Genomic DNA, 23,364 nt, shown 5'->3' with positions numbered 1-23,364 from the left:
AGCAGGCTCAACCCGCCAGCGGCGGCGCGCGCGGGTTCGACGGGGAGCGTTCGCGGGCGAAGTCGAGATGCGTGGCCGCCGGGAAGACAAAGGCGACGGTCTCGAAGGAAAAGGACGCAAGTGCAAGCCCGGCATCGGGCGGCGGCGCATAGGCCGGCGAAAACATGCTGCAGCCAAGTGTGCAGCAGGCCGGCAGGTGGGACGGATGCTGGTCGCCGCCGGGAAGCTGGGAGGCGCCGTCGTGGGTACAGATGACGTTGCCGAAGGCGTCGAGCTGCGCGGCACTCGACACGGTGCTGAAGGCGAACGCACCAAGTGTCGACTGGAGCAACAGCAAATAGGCCGCGACAAGCGCGACCGGAATGCTCCACCGTCTCCCCGGGCCGATCAAGCCATCTGCCTCTTCAAACAATCGATGACGATACCTAGCACGGCCGAGACAGGTCGAAAATCGCCAATTCGCTGCTGCGGCAACGCGGCAGGATCAGCTCTTTTGGGGTTGCCGGCTTTCCGGGATCGAGGTCAGCAATGTCTGGCGTGCCGACTTCAGATGCTTGCGGCAGGCTGCATCGACCTTGCCGAGGTCGCGCGACTTGAGTGCCTCGATATAGAATAGATGCTCGCCGATCGCGACTTCGTTGCGCTCGCGTTCCTGCGCCTTGTTCCACTGGTAATGGTAATGGAAGATCATGGCGATGACGTCGTAGAAATCAACGATGAAGCGGTTGTGCGATGCGCGATGGATGAGCCGGTGGAAGCGCTCGTCCAGCTCCGAGAACTCATTGAAGCGCGTTGCAATCTCGCGCGCCAGAGCGCGGTGTTCCTCCTCCAGCCGGTCGAGATCCCCCCAGACCGGACTATCCCGCGGCAGCGCGGTGAACGCGGCGGCCGAGCGCAATTCGAATATCTCGCGGATCTCGGTCAGTTCCAGCGCGAAGGCGCGTGTAAAACCTTTCAGCACCCAATGGCTGTTGCGGCGTTTCTCGATCAGGCCGAAACGGGAGAAGCGGATCAGGAACTCGCGCACGCTGGTGGTGCCGACACCGATCTCACGCGCCAGTTCGAGCTCGTTGATCTGCATGCCGGCCTCGGCGCCGCCGGCAAGCAGCCTCCGCATGAACGACCGCTCGATGATCTCGGCCAGTGTGTCGGTCTCTTCCTCGGGGAAGAAATCGTCGGGATGCGGGTCGCGCAGCACCGTCTTGGCGCGCTTGTTCCAGGCGATCAGCCCGGTTTCCTCCATACGCGCCAGGATGCTGCGCACGGTCGTGCGGCTGACGCCGAGCAGCGCGCCCAGCTCGGGTTCCGACGGCAGGCTGCGCGTCTCGTCGAGCAGCCTGAGGCACCGGTTGTAGGCATCCTTGTAGACGTTGTTGCTCTTCGACATCCCTGACCCATTCATCCCCGCGCTTGCGGCGGCCGGCTTGAAGCGCAATATGATCTTCCCAGGACCCTGAAAGCAGGAATCGCTTTCACTGGGCCAGGCTCATTGTTTCCAGCGCCACCAAGGGCCGACCCGAGCGAAAAAACAATTGACGCAAAACTGTTTTTTCACGATAAAAGACATTATCTCTTAACAGGCGCGTGTCAATCCGCGCATCCCAGGATCACCCAGGAAACGCCCGTGAACGCCTCGAACACCATTCTTCTATCTCCCGCCGACAATGTCGCCGTTGCCAATGGCCGTATCGAGATCGGCACCACGCTGCCGGGCGGCGCGCTCGCTGCCGCCGTCATCGAGCCTGGCCACAAGGTGGCGATCAAGCCGATCGCCGCGGGTGAAGCCGTGGTCAAATACGCCCAGGCGATCGGCCGCGCCACACAGGACATCGCGCCGGGCGAGCACGTCCATTCGCACAATCTGGTTTTCGAGGCCGGCCGGCTGCCGGTGGTGCCGCCGAGCGAAGCCGAGCACGCAACCGAAGCTGACCGCGCCCGCACTTTCATGGGCTATCGCCGAGCCGATGGCCGCGCCGGCACGCGCAACTTCATCGGCATCATCGCCAGCGTCAATTGTTCGGCCACCGTCTGCCATTCGATCGCCGACACGGCCAACAGGACCTTGCTGCCGAAATATCCCGGCATCGATGGCTTCGTGCCGATCGTCCATGGCCAGGGTTGTGGCATGAGCGGTACCGGCGACGGCATGATGGTGCTGCACCGGACCTTGGCCGGCTATGCCCGCCATCCGAATTTCGGCGGCGTGCTGATGGTCGGCCTCGGCTGCGAGGTCAACCAGCTCACCCTCTACGGCCAGAAGGGTGCCGCCGCCGGCAAGCGCCACTTCAACATCCAGGATGCCGGCGGGTCGCGCAAATCGGTGGAAAAGGCGATGGGCGTGCTGGCCGAGATATCAGAGGAAGTCGGCCAGTTGAAGCGCGAGCCGATTCCGGTCAGCGAGATCGTCGTCGGCCTGCAATGCGGCGGCTCCGACGGCATGTCTGGCATCACGGCCAATCCGGCGCTGGGCGCGGCGGTCGACATTCTCGCTGGCGTCGGCGGCATCGGCATCCTCTCCGAGACGACGGAGATTTATGGCGCCGAGCATCTGCTCGCCTATCGTGCGGCGACGCCCGAGGTCGCCAAGAAGCTCGATGGCTATGTGAAATGGTGGGAAGATCACGTCGCCAAGCATGGCGCCTCGATCGACAACAACCCCTCGCCCGGCAACAAGCGCGGCGGCCTCACCACCATCCTGGAAAAGTCGCTCGGTGCCGTCGCCAAGGGCGGCCAGACGCCGCTCAACGGCGTGTTCGGCTACGCCGAGAAGGTCACCGGCAACGGGCTGGTGTTCATGGACACGCCCGGGTACGACCCGGTCTCGGCCACGGGACAGGTCGCGGGCGGCGCCAATGTCATCGTCTTTACCACCGGCCGCGGCTCCTGCTTCGGCTGCCGGCCGACACCCTCGATCAAGGTCGCCACCAACTCGACCATGTATCACCAGATGGAAGAGGACATGGACGTCAATTGCGGCGTCATCGCCTCCGGCGAAAAGACCATCGCCGGCATGGGCCGCGAGATCTTCGAACTCATCGTCGAGACGGCTTCGGGCCGCAAGACCAAGAGCGAGGATTTCGGCTATGGCGACAACGAGTTCGTGCCCTGGCATCTCGGCGCGACACTCTGAAATTCAAGCAATATCTGATAAACTTGCCGGGCTGGACAACGGCCGGGAACGGGGAGGTTGTGCATGGAAAGACGCCGCATCGGCCAGACAGCGCTGGAGGTCACAGAGATCAGCTTTGGCGGCGCCGCGATCGGCGGCCTCTACCGCGCCTGTTCGCGCGAGGCGGCGATGGAAACGCTGCAAGGCGCCTGGGAGGCGGGCTTGCGCTATTTCGACACCGCGCCCTTCTACGGCTTCGGCCTGTCGGAGCGTCGCTTCGGCGACTTCCTGCGCTACAAGCCACGCGATTCCTACGTGCTTTCGACCAAGGTCGGCCGCCTGTTCCGCCCGGTGCCGGAAGACCAGGTTCCCGACCACTCCTATGTCGATCCGCTGCCCTTCGCGCTGGATTACGACTATTCCTATGACGGCATCATGCGGTCGGTAGACTTCAGCTATGCGCGCCTCGGGCTAAACAGGATAGACATCCTGTATGTGCACGACATCGGCGTCTACACGCATGGTGTGGAGAAGACCAAGCTGCATTTCCGCCAGCTGATGGATGGCGGGCTCAAGGCGCTTGAGGAGTTGAAGCGGGCCGGTACGATTTCCGCCTATGGGCTCGGCGTCAACGAAGTCCCAATCTGCCTTGACGTGATGCGCCGGGCGCCGCTCGACTGCATCCTGCTCGCCAGCCGTTATTCCTTGCTCGACCGCAGCGCGGAAGCCGAACTGCTGCCGCTGTGCCGTGCGCAACAGACGTCGCTGGTGATCGGTGGCGTTTTCAACTCGGGCATATTGGCGACCGGGCCGGTGCAAGGCGCCCATTTCGACTACCAGCCCGCCAGCCACGATGTGCTCGACCGTGTCGACGCCATGGAGAAGATCGCCGGTGAAGGCGGTTATCCGCTGCCGGCGGCCGCGTTTCAGTTTCCCTTGCACGAGCCAGCCGTCGCCACCGTGCTGACCGGCACGGCAAAATTGGCGAACCTGACGCGCAACCTCGAACTGCTCGATATCGACGTGCCGGAGACGGAATATGCCAAGTATCGTCCCTACACGGTGGTGCAGGAACTGGCTTGAGGCCCCGTACTTCGCGATGTCCATAGGGTCAGGGGCCGACTTCACAATGTCGCGATCCAGAAAAGAACGAACATTCCATATTGACTGGCATATGGAATTAATATTCCATACGTTCTCGGAACGGAAACGGGAGCGCCTGACTACGACAAGGGAAGGAGCCGCGCTGGTAGGCGAGGCATTGTCAGGCCTTTGGAGGACTGACTGGAAACACCGCTTGCATCGGCTGGATCGATGCACTATCAAAACAGTGCAACTGTTTTTTATTGATAAAGTTCCGTTTGGGCCACGCCTATCCGAACGGAGCTAAACCTTCACCAGGCGACTTAGGGAGGAACCTAATGAAATTCGTGACCAGCCTTCTCAACCGCCGCGCTTTCGTGGCCCTGGCAGCAGCGTCGATGCTTGCCGGCGCGATGCATTCCGCGCCCGCCTCGGCGGCCGACGTGACCATTCCGATCATCGTCAAGGATACGACCTCTTTCTACTGGCAGATCGTTCTGGCCGGCGCCCGCAAGGCCGGCAAGGATCTCGGCGTCAATGTGCCGGAGCTCGGCGCCCAGGCTGAAACCGACGTCAACGGCCAGATCTCGATCCTCGAAAACGCCGTCGCCAGCAACCCGGCCGCCGTCGTCATCTCGCCGACCGAGTTCAAGGCGCTGGGCAAGCCGATCGACGAGGCGGCCTCCAAGGTCAAGGTCATCGGCATCGACTCTGGCGCCGACTCCAAGGCCTTCACCTCCTTCCTGACCACCGACAACGTGCAGGGCGGCCGCGTCGCCGCTGACGGTCTCGCCGCCGCCATCGGTGCCGCCAATGGGGGCAAGGTCGAAGGCAAGGTCGCGCTGATCACGGCGCTTCCCGGCGCTGGTTCGCTCGAGCAGCGCAAGCAAGGCTTCATCGAACAGATCAAGGCCAAGTATCCGGGCCTCGAGCTTATCGCCGACAAATACGCCGACGGTCAGGCCACCACCGGCCTCAACATCGCCACCGACCTGATCACCGCTAATCCCGACCTCAAGGGCATCTTTGCCTCCAATCTGATCATGGCGCAGGGCGTCGGCCAGGCGATCGCCGAGAACAACCTTGCCGGCAAGGTCGGGCTGATCGGCTTCGACAGCGACGAGAAGCTGATCAAGTTCTTGAATGATGGCGTCATCTCCGGCCTCGTCGTCCAGGACCCGTACCGGATGGGCTATGACGGCATCAAGACCGCACTCGCCGCGTCGAAGGGCGAGAAGGTCGAGGCGAATGTCGACACCGGCGCGAACCTCGTTACCAAGGCCAATATGAAGGATCCCAAGATCGACGCGCTGCTCAACCCGAAGCTCAAATAAGCAGCGTCGCGACAATCGTTTCCGGGGCGGCGTCGCCCCGGAAACATCCATCGGACGATTTGGAAATTCGCCTGCGTGCTTTAGGCTCCGCCTTCAAGATGCGTGTTCAAGACGCATCGCTGCGTACCCAACGATTGAGACCAATCTGGGAGGATTGTTATGACGTCGACGGCGCAGGAACTGCACCCGGCACCTACGCTGCAGCCGGGCAGGACGATCCTCGAACTCAACGGCCTCGAAAAGCGCTACCCCGGCACCCATGCGCTGAAGCCGGTGCACCTTGCCTTCAAAGCGGGCGAGATCCACGCCATTGTCGGCGAGAACGGCGCCGGCAAATCGACCCTCATAAAACTTCTGACCGGCGTCATGCCGCGTACCTCCGGCGAGGTCATCTGGGAGGGCAAGCCGGCGGCTTTGGCCACCCCGCACGAGGCGATGGCGCTGGGCATTAACGCCGTCCACCAGGAGGTGGTGCTGTGCCGCCATCTCACCGTCGCCGCCAACATGTTCTTAGGCGAGGAGGAGTCCCGCTTCGGCCTCCTGCAACAGCGCGCCATGGTCAAAGACGCGCAGAGGATCATCAACGGCCTCGGCTTCGACCTACCGGCGCATGTCATGCTCGGTGACCTCACCATCGGCCAGCAGCAGCTGATCGCGGCCGCCCGCGCCACCGTGCGCGGCACCAAGTTCCTGATCTTCGACGAGCCGACCGCCTACCTGACCCGCAAGGAGGCCGACCAGCTCTTCACCTTGATCCGCCGGCTGAAGTCGGAGGGCGTGACGATCATCTATATCAGCCATCGCATGGAGGAAGTGTTCGAGCTCGCCGATCGTGTTTCGGTGCTGCGCGACGGCACGCTGGTCGGCACCAGGAACATCAGCGAGACCAATGACGCCGAACTCGTCAAGCTGATGATCAACCGCTCGATCGAACAAATCTACCACAAGGATCATTTCACTCCGGGTGCCGCGATCGTCGAGGCCAAGAACCTCTCGGGCAAGGGCTTCGAAAACGTGTCGATGACAGTCCGTGCCGGCGAGATCGTCGGGCTCTACGGCCTGATCGGCGCCGGACGCAGCGAATTCGTCACCACGCTCTACGGCCGGCACAAGAAGTCGGCCGGCCAGGTCCTGTGGGAAGGCAAGGATGTCCAGATCAACTCCGAGCATGACGCGATCAAGCTCGGCATGGCGCTGGCGCCGGAAAGCCGCCGCGACCAGGGCCTTTGTCTCAACCTGCCGGTTGGCCTCAACCTCAATTTGCCGATCTACAAGCGCATCTCCCGCAACCTGTTGATCTCGAGCGCGAAAGAGAAGGCCGAGGCCGACCGCCAAATCGCCGGCCTCAGGATCAAGACCCCGACGCGCCATGCGTTGGCTTCCAGCCTTTCGGGCGGCAATCAGCAGAAGATCGTCATCGGCAAATGGCTGGCCCATGGCGCCAAGCTGTTCATCTTCGACGAGCCGACGGTTGGCGTCGATGTCGGCACCAAGGCCGAAATCTACCGCCTGTTCAGCGCGCTCTTGTCAAAGGGCGCCGGCATCATCCTGATCTCATCCTATTTGCCGGAAGTCTATGAACTGGCCGACACGCTGCACGTGTTCCGCCGCGGCAAGCTGGTGGCCACGCACGGCTTCCACACCGCCGATCACGAGGACATCCTCACACAGGCGCTCGCCGAGAAACAAGAAAAGTTGGGAGGAAAGACATGAGCACCGAGGCGATCCCTGCCGAAAAACCGAAGCGCAATTACAACGCCCTGTTCGGACTGACGCTGCTGGCGCTGCTGGTGCTGCTGTGGGTCATCCTGTCGTTATCCACATCGAGCTTCGCGTCGGCCAACAACATCTCGAATCTGCTGCGCCAGGGTTCGATGATCGCCATTTTGGCTGTCGGCCAGACCTTCGTCATCATCACCGGCGGCATCGATCTGTCCGTGGGCGCGGTGGTTGGCTTCGCAACCGTCATCGCCGCGATGTTGATCAACGCCGGCGTCCCGGTCTTCCTCGCCATCCTGCTCACCTTGCTGGTCGGCGTCGCCATCGGCCTCTTCCATGGTTTTGGCATCGTCAAGATGGGCCTGCCGCCTTTCATCATCACGCTGGCGACCCTGACGTCGCTGCGCGGCATTGGCCTCTTGATGACCAACGGCAATTCGATTTCGATCAACAATGATGCTTTCCAGGAATTCTCGCGCAACTCCTTCCTCGGCGTCCCTAATCTGTTCTGGATGGTCCTGCTGGTCGGCATACCCGCCTATGTCTTCCTGCATCACAGCCGCTGGGGCCGGTATCTGTTCTCGGTTGGGTCGAACGCCGAGGCCTCGCGCCTGTCCGGCGTTAACGTCCAGCGCACCATCTTCATGGCCTACACGCTGTCGGGTCTGTGCGCGGCGTTCGTCGGCGTGCTCTTGGCTTCGCGCATCGGCATCGGCAACCCGACCCAGGCCGAAGGGTGGGAACTGCAGGCGATCGCCTCGTCGGTGATCGGCGGCACCTCACTGTTCGGCGCGGTCGGCTCGGTGCACGGGCCACTGCTCGGCGCCTTCATCCTGGCGACCATCAACAACGGCGCCAACCTGCTCAACGTCAACGCCTTCTGGCAGCGTGTCATCACCGGCGTGCTGATCATCGTCATCGTCTATTTCGATGGCCTGCGCCGCCGCGGCGGCAAGTAGTCAACGAACCGAAAATCGAACTCCGGCCCAGTATCAAAACGGGCCGGAGTTTTCGTAAACCCAAATTGGACCGAACCATGAAAGCCGTCGTCTGCCGCTCGCCCGGCGAACTCATTCTGGAAGACCGTCCCGCTCCCGGCTCGCCGCCTCCCGGCTGGGCACTGGTGGCGGTCAGCCATGTCGGCATCTGCGGCACCGACTATCACATCTTCGAGGGCAAGCACCCGTTCCTCGCCTACCCCCGCATCATGGGCCACGAAGTGTCTGGCACCGTCGTCGAAGTCGGCGAAGGAGCCGGTCTTGCGGTCGGCGAACCGGTGATCATCAACCCCTATCTCTCCTGCGGCAAATGCATCGCCTGCCGCCACGGCAAGCCCAATTGCTGTGTGCGCATCGAAGTGCTCGGCGTGCATCGCGATGGCGCCATGTGCGAACAGATCCTGGTGCCGACGCAGAACCTCTATCCCACCAACGGCCTGTCGCTCGCCGACGCCGCCGCCGTCGAATTCCTGGCCATCGGCGCCCATGCCGTGCGCCGCGCGCGTTCCGAGCCCGGTGCACGCACGCTGGTCATCGGCGCCGGTCCGATCGGCCTCGGCACCGCCATCTTCGCCCGCATCGCCAGGCTCGACGTCAGCTTGCTCGACATGAGCAGCGAAAGGCTGGGCTTCGCGTCAAGCGAGCTCGGCTTCTCAGTCCTTGACGGCTCACAAGCGCCGGTTGCCGATCTGGTGCGCGACGCGACTGGTGGCGAAGGCTTCGACGTGGTCTTCGACGCCACCGGCAACACCTCCTCGGTGCAATCGGCCTTCGCCCATGTCGCGCATGGCGGCACGCTTGTGCTGGTCAGCGTCGTCAAGGACGACATCGTCTTTTCCGATCCCGAGTTCCACAAGCGCGAGATGACGCTGGTCGGCAGCCGCAATGCGCTGCGCGCCGATTTCGATCATGTCGCCGCCTCGATCCGCAATGGCGCCGTGCCGCTGGCCAAGCTCGTCACCCACCGGACCACGCTGACCGATACGCCAGGGGATCTCGCACGCTGGGTCCATGAAAAGTCGGGCCTGATCAAGGCCGTGATCGAGATCGGATAGCCGGGGCGTTACAGCGCCGACAGCTTCAGCTCCACCCGCTCGGCCGGAAAACGTGACTCCGAAAACTGGATCGGCTGGCCGTCGGGCGTGACGTTGACCGCCACCGTGACCAGCACGATGGCGCCCGGCTGCAGATCGAGATCGGCAAGATCCGCGGCGTCGGCATGGCGCGCCGAGAGCACGGTCGATTGCCTGAGATAATCGTCGATGCCGAAACGCGCGAGCGACGCGGTGATCGAACCGGTCTGCGCCATCGCCTCGTCGATGCCGGCAAAGCGTCTGGCATCGAACCAGCTGGCAGCACGCGACACGGACCGTCCGTCGGCCTCGCCGCGTGTTTCCAGCCGCATCACGTCAGCGCCCCTGGCAAGGCCAAGACCCTCGGCGACACGCTGGCTGGCCGGCTCGATCGATGAAGAGAGCAGCACGATGTGTCGTTCCGACGTCTGTCCCTGCAGGCCCGCCGAGAAACGCGTACGCGCGCCGATCGGATAGGACAGCCGCTTGCGCGACAAGACGAACGTGCCGCGCCCTTGCTCGGCCCGCAGCACGCCCTCCTGCACGAGGGCCGATATGGCGCTGCGTACTGTGTGACGGTTGACGCCGTAGCGCTCGGCCAGCGCGACTTCGGGCGGCAGCGCGGCATTTTCGGCGAAATCGCCAATGGCAATCGCTTGCAGGATCCTGTCGGCGATCTGGCGCCATAGTGAAACACCGCTGCGCCGCTCGATGCTGTCGGCCGCTTGCTGCCCGATCATGTTTTGCCCCCGCCTGTCACGCACCCGTCATGGACTCGCGTTAGGGAATATGTATAATTTGTATAGTTGTCTATATCAATAGACAAATCTGGCGAAGAGGAAAGCTGCCGATGCGAGGACAGGAAGCCCGCGACCAGGCCGAGCGCAAAGCCGCCATGGCGACGCTGGCGCAATCCAGCGGCGACGACATCGTCCGGCTCTGGAACGAGGCCGGCCTGCCTTCGCAAGCCGAGCTGCTGCGCGGTCCCGAGACCGGCCTGGTCACGCTGCGTGGCCGCATCGGCGGCGGCGGCGCGCCCTTCAATGTCGGCGAAGCGACCGTTACCCGCGCCACGGTCCGGCTGCCGTCCGGACAGGTCGGTCATTGCTACGCGCTTGGCCGCGACAAGCAGAAGGCGAAGCTGGCGGCCATCGCCGACGCGCTCTGGCAGGACCCTGCCCGCCGCGCCGAGGTCGAGACCAGGCTCATTGCGCCCTTACGCTCGGCTCTGACCGTTGCCCACGAAAAACGCCGTGCCGAGACGGCGGCGACGAAAGTGGATTTCTTCACCATGGTTCGCGGAGAAGATTGATGGATATCGCGGCACAATCGATCGAGGGCGGTTTCGCCGATCCGGTCTTCAACGCACAGACCGTGTTTCGGGCAGTCATGGACGCCATGGCGCGGCCGGGCAGCGTCCAGCCCTTGCCGGGCCTGGCCCGCCCGCCGGCGCCGCTTTCGGCAACATCAGGCGCCATTGCACTGGCGCTCTGCGACAACGACACGCCGCTCTGGCTCGACCCGGCCCTGCACGCCTCCGCGGCGATCGGCTCCTGGCTTGGTTTCCACACCGGTGCGCCGCTTGCCAACACCCCGGCCGACGCGCATTTCGCGTTTGTTGCCACACCGGCCGAGATGATGGCGCTCGACGGTTTCTCACAAGGCACGCAGGACTATCCCGATCGATCGACAACGCTGATCCTGCAGGTCGGCGATCTCACTTCAGGAACCCCGCTGTTGCTCGAAGGCCCCGGCATCGAAACCAGCGCCACGATCGCGCCGGCACAAATGCCGCGCCATTTCGTCGAGCAGTGGAAGCAAAACAACAAGCGCTTTCCGCGCGGCGTCGACATCGTCCTCGCCACATCGCAAGGCGTAGCCTGCCTGCCGCGCACGACGCGCATCAAGACGATGGAGGCTTGAAGATGTATGTCGCGGTAAAAGGTGGCGAAGCCGCCATTGCCAACGCCCACGGCCTGCTTGCCGACCGCCGGCGCGGTGACCGCTCGGTGCCCGCGCTCCGCCTCGACCAGATCGTCGAGCAGCTGGCGCTGGGTGTCGACCGGGTGATGAGCGAAGGCTCGCTCTATGACCGTGAACTCGCCGCACTCGCCATCGTCCAGGCGCGCGGCGACATGATCGAAGCGATTTTCCTGGTGCGTGCCTACCGCACCACGTTGCCGCGCTTCGGTTACACCAGACCGATCGACACCAGCGCGATGCTGGTCGAACGGCGCGTCTCGGCGACTTACAAGGACCTGCCTGGCGGCCAGCTGCTTGGCCCGACCTTCGACTACACGCACCGCCTGCTCGACCCCGAGCTTGCCACCGGCGCCGATGTCGCCGAGCCCTTGCAGCGCGCCCGCGAAGCCGAGCCCATGCCGCGTGTCTCGGCCATCCTCGCCCGTGAAGGCCTGATCGAGCCCGATGGCAAGATGCCGCAGGATCACATCCCCGGCGACATCACCCGCGAGCCGCTGGAATTCCCGATGGCGCGCGACATCCGCCTGCAGGCGCTGTCACGCGGCGACGAGGGTTTCCTGCTGGCGCTCGGCTATTCCACGCAGCGCGGCTACGCCCGCAACCATCCCTTTGTCGGCGAGATCCGCATAGGCGAGGTCGAGTTGGAGCTTGACGTTCCCGAACTGCCCTTCGCGGTGCCGCTCGGCACGGTGCGGGTCACCGAATGCCAGATGGTCAACCAGTTCAAGGGCTCGGCCAAGGCGCCGCCGCAATTCACGCGCGGCTACGGTCTCGTCTTCGGCCAGAGCGAGCGCAAGGCAATGGCCATGGCGCTCTGCGACCGGGCGCTACGCGCCTCCGAGTTGGGCGAGGACGTCGTCGCCGCCGCGCAGGACGAGGAGTTCGTCATTTCGCATTCCGACAATGTCCAGGCGACCGGCTTTGTCGAGCATTTGAAACTGCCGCACTATGTCGACTTCCAGGCCGAACTCGACCTCGTGCGCCGCATGCGCGCCGAGTATGAGGCCCGCGAAAATCCAGCGAAGGCGGAAGAAACGAAGGAGGCAGCGGAATGACTGCGCAACCGACCGACATCGCCACCTACAACTTCGCCTATCTCGACGAACAGACCAAGCGGATGATCCGCCGCGCGATCCTCAAGGGCATCGCCATTCCTGGCTACCAGGTGCCGTTCGCCTCGCGCGAAATGCCGATGCCCTACGGTTGGGGCACCGGCGGCGTCCAGGTCACCGCCTCGATCATCGGCCCCGACGACGTGCTGAAGGTCATCGACCAGGGCGCCGACGACACCACCAATGCTGTGTCGATCCGCGCCTTCTTCAAGAAGGTCGCCAATGTCACTGTCACCACCGATACCGCCACCGCCAGCATCATCCAGACCCGCCACCGCATCCCCGAGCATCCGCTGACCGCCGGCCAGGTGCTGGTCTACCAGGTACCCATTCCCGAGCCGCTGCGCTTCCTCGAGCCGCGCGAGACCGAAACGCGCAAGATGCATGCGCTGGAGGAGTATGGCCTCATGCATGTGAAGCTCTATGAGGACATCGCCAAGCACGGCCGCATCGCCACCACCTATGCCTATCCGGTCAAGGTCGAGGGCCGTTATGTCATGGACCCCTCGCCGACGCCGAAGTTCGACAATCCCAAAATGCACCGCTCGCCGGCCTTGCAGCTGTTCGGCGCCGGCCGCGAAAAGCGCATCTACGCGGTGCCTCCCTTCACCGATGTGGTGAGCCTCGACTTCGAGGACCATCCGTTTGAGGTGCAGACTTTCGACCAGCCCTGTGCGCTCTGTGCGGCCGAGAACGTCTATCTCGACGAGGTCATCCTCGACGACCATGGCGGCCACATGTTCGTCTGCTCCGACACCGACCACTGCGAGAAGAGGCGCGAAGAGGGCCATCGCGGCCACCTTGCCCCCGAGACCCATCTGGCGCCAGCAAACATGGAGCCGGCCCAATGACCGACGAACCGCTGTTGCGCGTCTCGGCGCTCTCCAAATTCTACGGCTCGCGCGTTGGCTGCGACAACGTCTCCTTCGACCTGTGGCCCAGCGAAGTCCTGGCTGTCGTCGGCGAGTCCGGTTCCGGCAAGACCACGCTGCTCAACTGCCTGTCGACGCGGCTGCTGCCTTCCTCCGGCACCGCCAGCTACCGCATGCGTGACGGCCAGTTCCGCGAACTCTACCGCATGAGCGAGGCCGAGCGCCGCTTCCTGATGCGCACCGACTGGGGCTTTGTCCATCAGAACCCCGCCGATGGCCTGCGCATGACGGTTTCGGCCGGCGCCAATGTCGGCGAGCGTCTGATGGCGGTCGGAGACCGCCATTACGGCAAGATCCGCGCCACTGCGGTCGACTGGCTGTCGCGCGTCGAGATCGAGGAAGACCGCATCGACGACGAACCCCGCGCCTTTTCCGGCGGCATGCGCCAGCGCCTGCAGATCGCCCGCAATCTCGTCACCGGGCCACGGCTGGTGTTCATGGACGAGCCGACCGGCGGCCTCGATGTTTCCGTGCAGGCCCGCCTGCTTGATCTCCTGCGCGGTCTGGTCACCGACCTTGGTCTTGCCGCGATCGTCGTCACCCACGACCTTGCCGTGGCGCGGCTTCTGTCACAGCGCATGATGGTGATGAAGGACGGCCGCGTGGTCGAAAGCGGCCTCACCGACCGTGTGCTCGACGATCCGCGCGCGCCCTACACGCAATTGCTCGTTTCCTCGATACTTCAGGTGTGACGATGGCACCAGGTCACCCCCATCTGCCAAGCGCATTTTGCAACGTTGGAGATTGGCGAAACCGCCCGACACGGCCCCTTCACCCCGTCACTATACGGGGAGAAGTGCCCGGCAGGGCGATGAGGGGCGACGCTGACGTGGCGGGAACGCGCGCTGTGGACGCTTATGCTGTCCCGTTAGCCTCGCCCTGCCCAAAGCAACTTCTCAACCGGACCTCGGCGCTGCCCCTCATTGTCCTGCCGGACATTTCTCCCCGTATAGTGACGGGGAGAAAGAGCCGTATCCTCCCGCCGACCTACGACAATTGGAGAACCTTCTGATGCCGACTCCTCTCGTTGTCTCCGACGTCGCCAAGAGCTTCACCATGCATCTGCGCGACGGCATCAAACTGCCTGTCGTCTCCGGCGTCTCCTTCTCCATCAAGGCGGGAGAATGCACCGTGCTCGGCGGCCCCTCCGGTGCCGGCAAGAGCTCAATCCTGAAGATGCTCTACGGCAACTACGCCGTCGACGAAGGCCAGATCATCGTCACGCACGAGGACGGGTTGATCGATCTCGCCCATGCCAGCCCGCGCACCGTGCTTTCCGTTCGCCGGCAAACGATCGGCTATGTCAGCCAGTTCCTGCGCACCGTGCCGCGCGTCTCGGCTCTCGATGTCGTCGCCGAGCCGCTGGTCGAACGCGGCGAGCAGCGCGAGGCCGCCCGAGCCAAGGCCCGCGCCTTGCTGGCCCAGCTCAACCTGCCGGAAAAACTCTGGATGCTGCCGCCGGCAACCTTCTCCGGCGGCGAGCAGCAGCGCGTCAACATCGCGCGCGGCTTCATCACCGAGCATCCGATCCTGCTGCTCGACGAGCCGACCGCATCGCTCGACGCCACCAACCGCGACGTGGTGATCGAACTCATCGCCGCCAAGAAGCTGGCCGGCGTTGCCCTGCTCGGCATCTTCCACGACCACGATGTGCGCGAGGCGGTGGCCGACCGCATCATCGACGTCACCGCCTTCGCCCCGGGAAAACTCGCCGCATGACCAGGAAATTGTCGGAGACGCCGCTGGTCCACCCCTCAGCGGAGGTGCACAACTCGACGCTCGGCCGCTGGACCGAGATCGCCGACCGCAGCCGGGTGTCGGAAAGCGAACTCGGCGACTATTCCTACATGATGCAGGACTGCGCCGTCTGGTGCGCGACCATCGGCAAGTTTGCCAACATCGCGGCAAGCGTGCGCCTCAACGCCACCAACCATCCGACCTGGCGGCCGACGCTGCACCACTTCACCTACCGCGCGTCGGACTATTGGGATGACGCCGAGCATGAGAGCGAATTCTTCGCTGAACGTCGCGCCAAGCGCGTCAACATCGGCCACGACACCTGGCTCGGCCACGGCTCGACCGTCCTGCCTGGCGTGACCGTCGGCGACGGTGCCGCCGTTGGCGCCGGAGCGGTCGTCTCCAGGGACGTCGCGCCCTACACCATCGTCGCCGGCGTGCCGGCCAAACCGATCCGCGAGCGCTTCGACCGCCGCACCGCCGAACGCTACCAGGCGCTTGCCTGGTGGGATTGGGACCATGCCAGGCTGCGAGCCTCGCTCGACGATTTCCGCGAACTGTCCGCCGAGGCGTTCCTGGAGAAGTACGAGGGATAGGACAATTCCAGGAAAAGGGAGAACCGGTTTTCCTGGAATTGTGTCAGGTGAAGAGACATAGCCGCTCACATCATCGTCATATGGCGGTCCTGTTCATATCCCTGACACAGGACTCGGACAGGACGCCATCTCCCAAGGAGATCTCCATGCCCCACACTGTCAGACCCTCGCTCGCTGGATTCTTTGCCGGCTCCAATCCGATGCCGCCGACACATCTCGGCACGCGTTATGACACTTCCGGCAATTTCCTGATCGAACCCGGCAATACCGTCGTCAGCCATCTGGTCATCGGCTCACCATCGGAAGCCGTTGTGCTTGCTGTGCGCGATCGGATGATGGCGATGCCGGACGCCGACCGCCTCGCCTTCACGCCGGTTTCCAGCCTGCACATGACGCTGTTCCAGGGCATCATCGAATATCGCCGCCGCTTGCCCTTCTGGCCGCGCGACGTTCCGCTCGACACCGGCATCGACGCCATGACCCGCCTCTATCTGGAGCGCCTGAGAGGTTTCGAGGGCGCCGGCCCGTTCAATATCAAGGTGGTCGAGATCGTGCCGAGCGGCCTCACCGTTGCCGGCGCGACCGACGAGGATGTGCGCATCATGCGTGCATGGCGCGATGCACTGGCTGTGCCGTTCGGCTACCGGCACCCCGACCATGACGCCTACGTCTTCCACATCACCTTCGCCTATCAGATCCAGCGTCTCGCCGACGACAGGGCTGCTGCCTGGCAGGCGCTGTTCGATGAGAGCCTGGCGCTTTTCGGCCGGGAGGCCCCGGTGATCGAGATCAAGCCGCCCGCCTTCTGCGCATTCCGCGACATGAAGCATTTCGAGGAATTGCTGGTGCTCGGCTGATCGCCAGCAGGACGCGGCCGTCGTATCTGTGGAGCGTAACAAAACTGACATGCTGGCGACATGGCAGGTTCATGTGGCTGCGTTAGGCGAGTGCCTGACGATCAATATGGACCGGACTGGAACCAGCCCATGTCAGCAAGCTCTGCCACGCTCGAAATCCGCGGTGTCAGCCGACGATTTGGCAAGAACACCGCCGTCAGCGACGTCAACATCTCGATCCCGCAGGGGCAGATGGTTGGTGTCATTGGTCGTTCGGGCGCGGGCAAATCAACTCTGCTTCGCATGATCAACCGTCTTGTCGACCCCAGCCAGGGGTCGATTTTTTTTGACGGCGCCGAGGTTTCCCGGTTGCGCGGGTCGCCGCTGCGCCGCTGGCAGCGCGACTGCGCCATGATCTTCCAGCAATTCAACCTGGTGCCGCGCCTCGACGTGCTGACCAACGTACTGCTCGGCAAATTGAACCACCGTTCGACCCTGTCCAACCTTCTCGGCATGTTTTCGCGCGCCGAGTGCGCGGAAGCGGTCGCCGCGCTCGAGCGGCTCGACATCGCCCGCACCGCACTTCAGCCCGCCGGCACCCTGTCGGGCGGACAGCAGCAGCGGGTCGCCATCGCCCGCGCCATGATGCAGCAGCCCAGGGTGATCCTGGCCGACGAGCCGATCGCCTCGCTCGACCCGCTCAATGCCAAGGTGGTGATGGATTCGTTGCAGGACATCAATCTGCGCGAAGGCATAACCGTCGTCACCAATCTTCATACGCTCGATACCGCCCGCACCTATTGCAACCGCATCATCGGCATGGCCGCCGGCAAGGTCGTCTTCGACGGGCCGCCCGAAGAGCTCAACCGCGAAGCTGTGCGTCTTGTCTACGGCGCCGACAGCAATGGCGGCGAGATATCGGAGACCATCACCTCCACCAGCGCTGCCTTCAAGCAGAAAATCGCCGCATCCGCCGGACCGCTCGAACCCGCATTCCCGGGATACTGAGCCCGTTACGGGCCAGTAGCGAGCGCCTGGATCGTCCGCCCGCGTCAAGGGCACTTGTCAAGATCAAGAACGCTGCCGGCGCGGGGCCGGAACTTACAGGAGAGACATCAATGTTCAGGAAGATGGTTTTCGGCGCCGTTTCGGTGCTCGCCATGGCCACCAGCATTGCCCACGCCGCCGACATGAAGGAATTTCGCGTCGGCATTCTCGGCGGCGAAAACGAAACCGACCGGCTGCGCAACTACCAGTGCCTGGCCGACCACCTGAAGACCGAGTTCGGCTTCGAGAAGGTTTCGCTGTTTCCCGCCGCCGACTATGACGGCGTCATCCACGGCCTGCTCGGCGGCACGCTCGACTTCGCCGAACTCGGCGCCTCCGGCTATGCCAGCGTTGTCCTGAAGGACCCGAAAGCCGTCACCCCGATCCTCACCACCAAACAGACCGACGGCGCCACCGGCTATTATTCGATCGGCCTGGCGCTGAAGACCTCGGGGATCACCGACATCAAGTCGGCCAAGGACAAGAAGCTTGGCTATGCCGATCCGGATTCGACTTCCGGCTATTTGATCCCGCTGACCCAGATTCCGAAGGACACCGGCGCTTCGAACGAGACCTTCTTCGCTTCGACCCAGTTCAATGGCGGCCACGAAAACAACGTTCTGGCCGTGCGTGATGGCAAGGTCGACGTCGCGGTTGACGATTCCTCGGGCATCGGCGACTTCAAGAACGGCTACACCTCCGGCACTTTCCACAAGGAAGTCGCCAAGGGCGCCGTCGACCCCAACGACTTCGTCGAAGTCTGGCGCTCGGGCCTGATCCCGAACGGCCCGCTGGTCGTGCGCACCGCGCTCGGCGACGACATGACCGCCAAGCTGACCGCCTTCTTCACTGATCTGCCCAAGAAGGACAAGGCTTGCTTCGAAGGCGTCGAAGGCGGCGATTTTACCGGCTACGTTCCGGTGAAGCCCGACTTCTACAACGTCATCGTCGAAGCCCGTAAGGCAGCCATCGGCGGCTAACGGTGAAATCGGAAGGGGCGGTGTTCAAAACACCGCCCTTTTTGCATCTCCGATCATGACCCTTTCCGTGACAGCCCCCTCCGACGGCATTCACCAGACGGCCGATGCCTGGCGACGCCAGACGTCGCTGCGCCGGTTCTATACCGTGCTCGGCGTCGGCCTCCTGCTTGCCGCGATGCTTTCCAGCATGTGGTTCGCCGACGAAGCCAATGCCGGGCATTTCTTCGACCGGCTGCCGCACATACTGGATTTCCTGAGCTGGCTGGTCCCGAAAGACTGGAACGACGTCTGGCGAGCGCTGTTCGACATCGCCTCGCCGCGTGATACCGGCACCCAGGAATTCAACTTCCCGCTCGGCCGCGTCTATGTCTGGGGCGGTTTCTACGTCCCCGAATATTTCGAACTGATGCTGACCACGGTGAACGTGGCGCTGGTTTCGACCTTCATCGGCTTCATCTTCGCGGTGCCTTTTTCCTTCTTCGCGGCACGCAACCTGACGCCCCATCCGGCACTGAGGCTGGTGGTCAAGCGTTTCATGGAATTGCTGCGTGCCTTTCCGGAAATCGTCATCGCCGGCCTCTTCGCGGCAATCGTCTCGACCGGTCCGATCGCCGCCATAATCGCCATCGGCCTGCATTCGATCGGCGCACTCGGCAAGCTGTTCTACGAGATCAACGAGAACATCGACATGCGCGCCGAGGAAGGCCTGACGGCGGTCGGCGCCAACTGGTTCGAGCGGGTGCGCTTCGCCGACCTTCCGCAGGTGTTGCCCAATTTCGTGTCCTATACGCTGCTGCGGGTCGAGATCAACGTGCGGGCCTCGACCATCATCGGCGCCGTCGGCGGCGGCGGCATCGGCGAAGAGCTGAAGCTGTCCATCTCGCGCGGCTTCGGCGCCAAGACGCTGGCGCTGGTGTTGCTGCTGTTCACGACCATCTTCATCATCGATCAGTTTTCCGCCTGGCTTCGCCGCAAGCTGGTCGGCGAACAAGCCTTTATGATGGGGGCATAGATCATGGCAACCATGACCGCCGAGGAGATGCTGTCGATCGAGGCGCGCCACCCGCAGGTTTTCTGGCGCCCCGCATACAAGCGCTTCGGTCCGCTGCTCCTGTTCGTTGGCACTCTCCTCTATCTGGTCTATGCCTTGTGGTTCTTCAGCCTGCCGCAGGTATTGCGTGAATCGCATTGGGAGCGACTGCCACTCTTCCTGACGCAGTGGATCAGCTACGATCTGCAGCCGGAATTCCGTCTCGACCAGCCGGAGATCATGCCCAAATATCCGCGTTTCTCCGCACTGGGCGACAATCCCAATCCGGATTGGGTAATCAAGAATGCCGACGGGTCCTTCACCGTGCGGATCGACGGCCAGGCCAAATCCGTCACCTTCGACAAGACCTATGCGACGATTGTCGCCAATGGACAGACAGTGCCGGTGGCGCTGACCGGCGGCAAGCCGGTGGTCTCGGGCCCGGTGCCCGACTGGATGACGGTTCACGATGACGAGGTGATCGCCAGGATGGGCTTTGTCGGCGAGGTGCGCGTCACCGTCGACCGGGTCAAGGTGCGCAAGCGCTTCCTCGGCTGGGCGAACTTCGTCTTCGACACACGCTCGCCCTTCTTCGGCAAATCAGCGTCGGAAGTGATCTCGCTGATCATATCGGGGCCTGAGCTGAAACCTGGCACCTCGAACCTCGCGCTGGCCGGCGACAGCATCTGGAACAACGCCCAATGGCAGCACGGCGACGTCTGGACGAAGCTCCTGCAGACCATCGTCATGGCTTTTCTCGGCACGCTCCTCGGCGGCATCGTCGCCTTCCCGCTTGCCTTCTTCGCGGCGCGCAACATTACGCCAAGCGGCGTGCTCAGCCAGGGGCTCAAGCGCTTCTTCGACTTCATGCGCTCGGTCGACATGCTGATCTGGGCGCTGTTCTTCACCCGCGCCTTCGGCCCCGGCCCGCTGGCCGGGAGTGCCGCGATCTTCTTCACCGAGATCGGCACGCTCGGCAAAGTCTATTCGGAAGGTCTGGAGAACATCGACGACAAGCCACGTGAAGGGGTGCTTTCGACCGGCGCCAACGGCCTTTTGGTGCAGCGCTACGGCGTTATGCCCGAAGTGATCCCGATCTTCATCAGTCAGACCCTCTACCAGTGGGAATCCAACACCAGGGGCGCCACCATCATCGGCGCGGTCGGCGCCGGCGGCATTGGCCTGAAACTGTGGGAAGCGATGCGCACCAACTCCAACTGGGCCAACGTCTTCTACATGGTTCTGCTGATCCTGCTCGTCGTCTTCATCTTCGACAACATATCCAACTTCCTGCGCCGCAGGTTGAGCCGGACGATCCACGACTACAATAGGATCCAGGCCCAGCAAGGATAACGATCTCGCCTCAGGGCATGTTGAGATTCGGGTCAGGCCGAGTCGAAAATGCAGGGTTACGAGAACCGGAGCGGAGCGTACTTTTTGGGTACGTGAGCACCGGAAGCGCAGGAACCCTGCATTTGCAGACCGGCCTCACCCGAATATCGACGTGCCCTAAGCCTAAGCCGCCTTCTTCCACCCGTCCCTGATATGCTTGTATCCCTCGCGATAGACCGCTTCCGGCGTCTCGGAAAAATCGCGCCACACTTTCGTCGCCGCCGCCAGATCCTTCAGCGAGCGCCCGAACGCCTCGATGGTCAGCCAGTCGTCATAGCCGCTCTTGCGGATCGCCGCGAAAGTCTCTTTCCAGGGAATGTTGCCGCGCCCCGGCACGCCGCGATCGTTCTCCGATATGTGGATATGCACGACATTCCTGCGGTGCTTCGTATAAGCGCCGATCGGGTCGGCCTCCTCGATATTGGCGTGGAACGTGTCGTACATCGCCTTGATGTGCGGCCGGTCGATGACGTCGACATGCTCCGACAGGTCGGCCATGGTGTTGAGAAGATAGCATTCGAAGCGGTTCAGCGCCTCGAGCCCGATGGTGACGTTGCGCTTGCCGGCATGGTCACCAATGGCGCGCTGCGAGGCGACGGAGCGTTTTTTCTCGGCGGCTGTCGGCCCGGCTCCGGAAAAGGCGCCCAGCGTCGAATGCAGCGGTCCGCTCAGCGTGCGGGCGCCAAGCGCATCGGCGCAATCGATGGCCCATTTCATGTAATGGACACCAGCCTTGCGCGTTGCAGCATCGGCCGAGATCAGGTTCATCGAGGGATCGCCCATCGCTGAAACCGCCGTCCGCTCCAACCCGATGCGGTCGAGCAATTCGCCCAGTTTCCGGTAGTCGTCCGGCGTCCCGGCGAAGATCGGTATCTCGACACCGTCGAAGCCGGTTGCCTTGATGTCGCGAAGCAATGGCTCGTGCTTCTTCGACACCGCCGTCGTCCACAAGAACATGCACATGCCGATTTTCATCGACGCCCTCCCCATTTTCAAGGCCGGCTGGTTGTTCCCGCCAACTTCGCGCCAAGCCCCTCATCCGGCCGCTACGCGGCCACCTTCTCCCCGAGGGGAGAAGAGACTGACGCCGGCACCAGCGACCTCCTCTCCCCTCGGGGAGAGGTCGGATTGCCCCGAATTGCCCTTCGCAATTCGGTTGGCAATCCGGGTGAGGGGGAATTCCGCGCTTGCCAGGCCCCCCTTACAGCTTCGTCCACGCCCCATTCTTCTTCGACGACTTCACACAGGCTTCGATGAAAGCCATGCCTTCGACGCCGTCCTCAATGGTCGGGAAGACGACATCCTTTGCCGGCTTGCCGCCCTTGCGCCGCGCCGCGCGGATGGCGCGTGCGGCCTCCTGGTAGATATTGGCGAAGCCTTCGAGATAGCCCTCGGGGTGGCCTGACGGAACGCGGCTGACGCGGCCTGCCACCGGCAACGCGCCGGCGCCGTTGCGGGTGATCAACTGTTTCGGCTGGCCGAACGGCGTGTACCAGAGATAGTTGGGATCGGCCTGCACCCACTCCAGCCCGCCCTTCGAACCGTAGATGCGCAGCTTCAAGCCGTTCTCATGACCGGGCGCCACCTGGCTCGCCCAGATCATGCCCTTGGCCGGATGCGTTTTTCCCGCCGGTTTGAAACGCAGCATGACGTTGACGTTGTCGTCGAGCAGCCTCCCCGGCACGAAGGCATCGAGATCGGCCGACAGCGAGTCGAGCTCGAGCCCGGAGACGAAGCGGGCGAGGTTATAGGCATGGGTGCCGATGTCGCCGAGCGCGCCGCCGGCCCCCGCCTGCTTGGGGTCGCCGCGCCACGACGCCTGCTTCTGGCCGGTGGCGGCCAGGTCCTCGGTCAGCCAGTCCTGCGGATATTCCGACTGCACGATGCGGATGTCGCCAAGCACGCCCTTGGCCACCATTTCGCGCGCCTGCCGCACCATCGGATAGGCGGTGTAATTGTGGGTGAGCACGAACACCTTGCCGGTCTTTTCGACTATCGCCGCAAGCTTTTTCGCCTCTGCCAACGTGGTTGCCAGCGGCTTGTCGCAGATCACGTGAATGCCTGCTTCGAGGAAAGCCCTGGCCGCCGGCACATGGACGTTGTTGGGAGTGACGATGGCCACCGCCTCGATGCCATCCGGGCGCTTCGCCTCGGCCTTGGCCATTTCCGCGTAGGACGCATAGCTGCGCGAGGGATCGAGCCCGAGTTCGGCGGCCGAGGCCTTGGCGCGTGCCGGATCGGACGACAGGGCGCCCGCGACGAGCACGAAATCATTGTCCAGTCGCGCCGCGATCCGGTGCACCGCGCCGATGAAGGCGCCTTGCCCGCCGCCGACCATGCCGTAGCGGATCGGGCCGCCTCCCGTTTCCGACTTCGATGCGCCAACCATATTTTTCTCCCTCG

23 protein-coding genes are annotated in these 23,364 nt (G+C 63.5%); 18 read left to right on the top strand and 5 right to left on the bottom strand.

What is annotated here, in order from left to right:
- Positions 1-7 precede the first annotated feature (7 nt).
- Positions 8-364, bottom strand: a complete 357-nt coding sequence (locus EN824_RS13245; protein WP_127277062.1) for a DUF2946 family protein — start codon at positions 362-364, stop codon at positions 8-10.
- Positions 365-484: 120 nt separating this feature from the next.
- Complete coding sequence (locus EN824_RS13240; RefSeq protein WP_127277044.1) at positions 485-1,387, bottom strand: GntR family transcriptional regulator; 903 nt, start codon at positions 1,385-1,387, stop codon at positions 485-487.
- Between the two features lie 237 nt (positions 1,388-1,624).
- Here EN824_RS13240 and EN824_RS13235 point away from each other — a divergent pair, with 237 nt between their 5' ends.
- The 6 genes from EN824_RS13235 (at position 1,625) to EN824_RS13210 (ending at position 9,298) form a co-directional block, all read left to right on the top strand.
- Positions 1,625-3,130, top strand: a complete 1,506-nt coding sequence (locus tag EN824_RS13235) for an altronate dehydratase family protein (protein ID WP_127872338.1) — start codon at positions 1,625-1,627, stop codon at positions 3,128-3,130.
- A gap of 63 nt (positions 3,131-3,193) precedes the next feature.
- Positions 3,194-4,192, top strand: coding sequence for an aldo/keto reductase (locus tag EN824_RS13230; RefSeq protein ID WP_127277040.1), 999 nt, complete (start codon positions 3,194-3,196; stop codon positions 4,190-4,192).
- A 338-nt stretch (positions 4,193-4,530) separates the two neighbouring features.
- A complete protein-coding gene (locus tag EN824_RS13225) occupies positions 4,531-5,526 on the top strand; it encodes an ABC transporter substrate-binding protein (protein ID WP_127872337.1) in 996 nt (331 codons plus the stop codon).
- Positions 5,527-5,685: 159 nt separating this feature from the next.
- On the top strand, positions 5,686-7,239 hold the full coding sequence (locus EN824_RS13220; RefSeq protein WP_135932382.1) for a sugar ABC transporter ATP-binding protein: 1,554 nt from the start codon (positions 5,686-5,688) through the stop codon (positions 7,237-7,239).
- Complete coding sequence (locus EN824_RS13215) at positions 7,236-8,204, top strand: ABC transporter permease (RefSeq protein WP_027144667.1); 969 nt, start codon at positions 7,236-7,238, stop codon at positions 8,202-8,204. Before EN824_RS13220 ends, EN824_RS13215 begins: the two co-directional genes overlap by 4 nt.
- A 77-nt stretch (positions 8,205-8,281) precedes the next feature.
- Positions 8,282-9,298, top strand: a complete 1,017-nt coding sequence (locus tag EN824_RS13210) for a zinc-binding alcohol dehydrogenase family protein (protein WP_127279886.1) — start codon at positions 8,282-8,284, stop codon at positions 9,296-9,298.
- A gap of 8 nt (positions 9,299-9,306) precedes the next feature.
- On the opposite strand, the gene phnF is transcribed toward EN824_RS13210, so the two are convergent.
- Complete coding sequence (phnF, locus tag EN824_RS13205; protein ID WP_127279887.1) at positions 9,307-10,056, bottom strand: phosphonate metabolism transcriptional regulator PhnF; 750 nt, start codon at positions 10,054-10,056, stop codon at positions 9,307-9,309.
- 110 nt (positions 10,057-10,166) lie between these two features.
- Between phnF and phnG the strand changes: the two genes are divergently transcribed.
- The 12 genes from phnG to phnE (EN824_RS13145) all read left to right on the top strand — a co-directional run bounded on the left by phnG (position 10,167) and on the right by phnE (EN824_RS13145) (position 20,922).
- Positions 10,167-10,628: a phosphonate C-P lyase system protein PhnG gene (phnG, locus tag EN824_RS13200; RefSeq protein ID WP_127279888.1), complete on the top strand. Its 462-nt coding sequence runs from the start codon at positions 10,167-10,169 to the stop codon at positions 10,626-10,628.
- A complete protein-coding gene (gene phnH, locus EN824_RS13195; RefSeq protein ID WP_127279889.1) occupies positions 10,628-11,239 on the top strand; it encodes a phosphonate C-P lyase system protein PhnH in 612 nt (203 codons plus the stop codon). Before phnG ends, phnH begins: the two co-directional genes overlap by 1 nt.
- Positions 11,240-11,241: 2 nt before the next feature.
- On the top strand, positions 11,242-12,354 hold the full coding sequence (locus EN824_RS13190) for a carbon-phosphorus lyase complex subunit PhnI (RefSeq protein ID WP_127279890.1): 1,113 nt from the start codon (positions 11,242-11,244) through the stop codon (positions 12,352-12,354).
- Positions 12,351-13,262, top strand: a complete 912-nt coding sequence (locus EN824_RS13185) for an alpha-D-ribose 1-methylphosphonate 5-phosphate C-P-lyase PhnJ (RefSeq protein WP_135865813.1) — start codon at positions 12,351-12,353, stop codon at positions 13,260-13,262. Before EN824_RS13190 ends, EN824_RS13185 begins: the two co-directional genes overlap by 4 nt.
- A complete protein-coding gene (phnK, locus tag EN824_RS13180; protein WP_135914961.1) occupies positions 13,259-14,035 on the top strand; it encodes a phosphonate C-P lyase system protein PhnK in 777 nt (258 codons plus the stop codon). The genes EN824_RS13185 and phnK overlap by 4 nt, the downstream gene beginning before the upstream one ends.
- A 319-nt stretch (positions 14,036-14,354) precedes the next feature.
- Positions 14,355-15,062, top strand: coding sequence for a phosphonate C-P lyase system protein PhnL (gene phnL, locus EN824_RS13175; RefSeq protein WP_127277885.1), 708 nt, complete (start codon positions 14,355-14,357; stop codon positions 15,060-15,062).
- Positions 15,059-15,676, top strand: a complete 618-nt coding sequence (locus EN824_RS13170; protein ID WP_127277886.1) for a DapH/DapD/GlmU-related protein — start codon at positions 15,059-15,061, stop codon at positions 15,674-15,676. Before phnL ends, EN824_RS13170 begins: the two co-directional genes overlap by 4 nt.
- A 146-nt stretch (positions 15,677-15,822) precedes the next feature.
- Positions 15,823-16,533, top strand: a complete 711-nt coding sequence (locus EN824_RS13165) for a DUF1868 domain-containing protein (protein ID WP_135932381.1) — start codon at positions 15,823-15,825, stop codon at positions 16,531-16,533.
- A 129-nt stretch (positions 16,534-16,662) separates the two neighbouring features.
- Complete coding sequence (phnC, locus tag EN824_RS13160; protein ID WP_127277888.1) at positions 16,663-17,520, top strand: phosphonate ABC transporter ATP-binding protein; 858 nt, start codon at positions 16,663-16,665, stop codon at positions 17,518-17,520.
- A gap of 110 nt (positions 17,521-17,630) precedes the next feature.
- Positions 17,631-18,539, top strand: a complete 909-nt coding sequence (phnD, locus tag EN824_RS13155; protein WP_135932380.1) for a phosphonate ABC transporter substrate-binding protein — start codon at positions 17,631-17,633, stop codon at positions 18,537-18,539.
- A gap of 55 nt (positions 18,540-18,594) precedes the next feature.
- On the top strand, positions 18,595-19,551 hold the full coding sequence (phnE, locus tag EN824_RS13150) for a phosphonate ABC transporter, permease protein PhnE (protein ID WP_127277890.1): 957 nt from the start codon (positions 18,595-18,597) through the stop codon (positions 19,549-19,551).
- Positions 19,552-19,554: 3 nt separating this feature from the next.
- A complete protein-coding gene (phnE, locus tag EN824_RS13145; RefSeq protein ID WP_135932379.1) occupies positions 19,555-20,922 on the top strand; it encodes a phosphonate ABC transporter, permease protein PhnE in 1,368 nt (455 codons plus the stop codon).
- A 162-nt stretch (positions 20,923-21,084) separates the two neighbouring features.
- Here the strand turns inward: phnE (EN824_RS13145) and EN824_RS13140 are convergent, their stop codons facing one another.
- Positions 21,085-21,936, bottom strand: a complete 852-nt coding sequence (locus EN824_RS13140; RefSeq protein ID WP_135865831.1) for a sugar phosphate isomerase/epimerase — start codon at positions 21,934-21,936, stop codon at positions 21,085-21,087.
- A gap of 226 nt (positions 21,937-22,162) precedes the next feature.
- Positions 22,163-23,350, bottom strand: coding sequence for a Gfo/Idh/MocA family oxidoreductase (locus EN824_RS13135; protein WP_135932378.1), 1,188 nt, complete (start codon positions 23,348-23,350; stop codon positions 22,163-22,165).
- Between the last annotated feature and the right edge of the window lie 14 nt (positions 23,351-23,364).

It is taken from the genome of Mesorhizobium sp. M8A.F.Ca.ET.181.01.1.1, assembly GCF_004792025.1.
Lineage (GTDB): Bacteria > Pseudomonadota > Alphaproteobacteria > Rhizobiales > Rhizobiaceae > Mesorhizobium.
The sequence above is the reverse complement of the archived record's forward strand: the minus strand, read 5'-3'. Positions and strand labels throughout refer to the sequence as shown.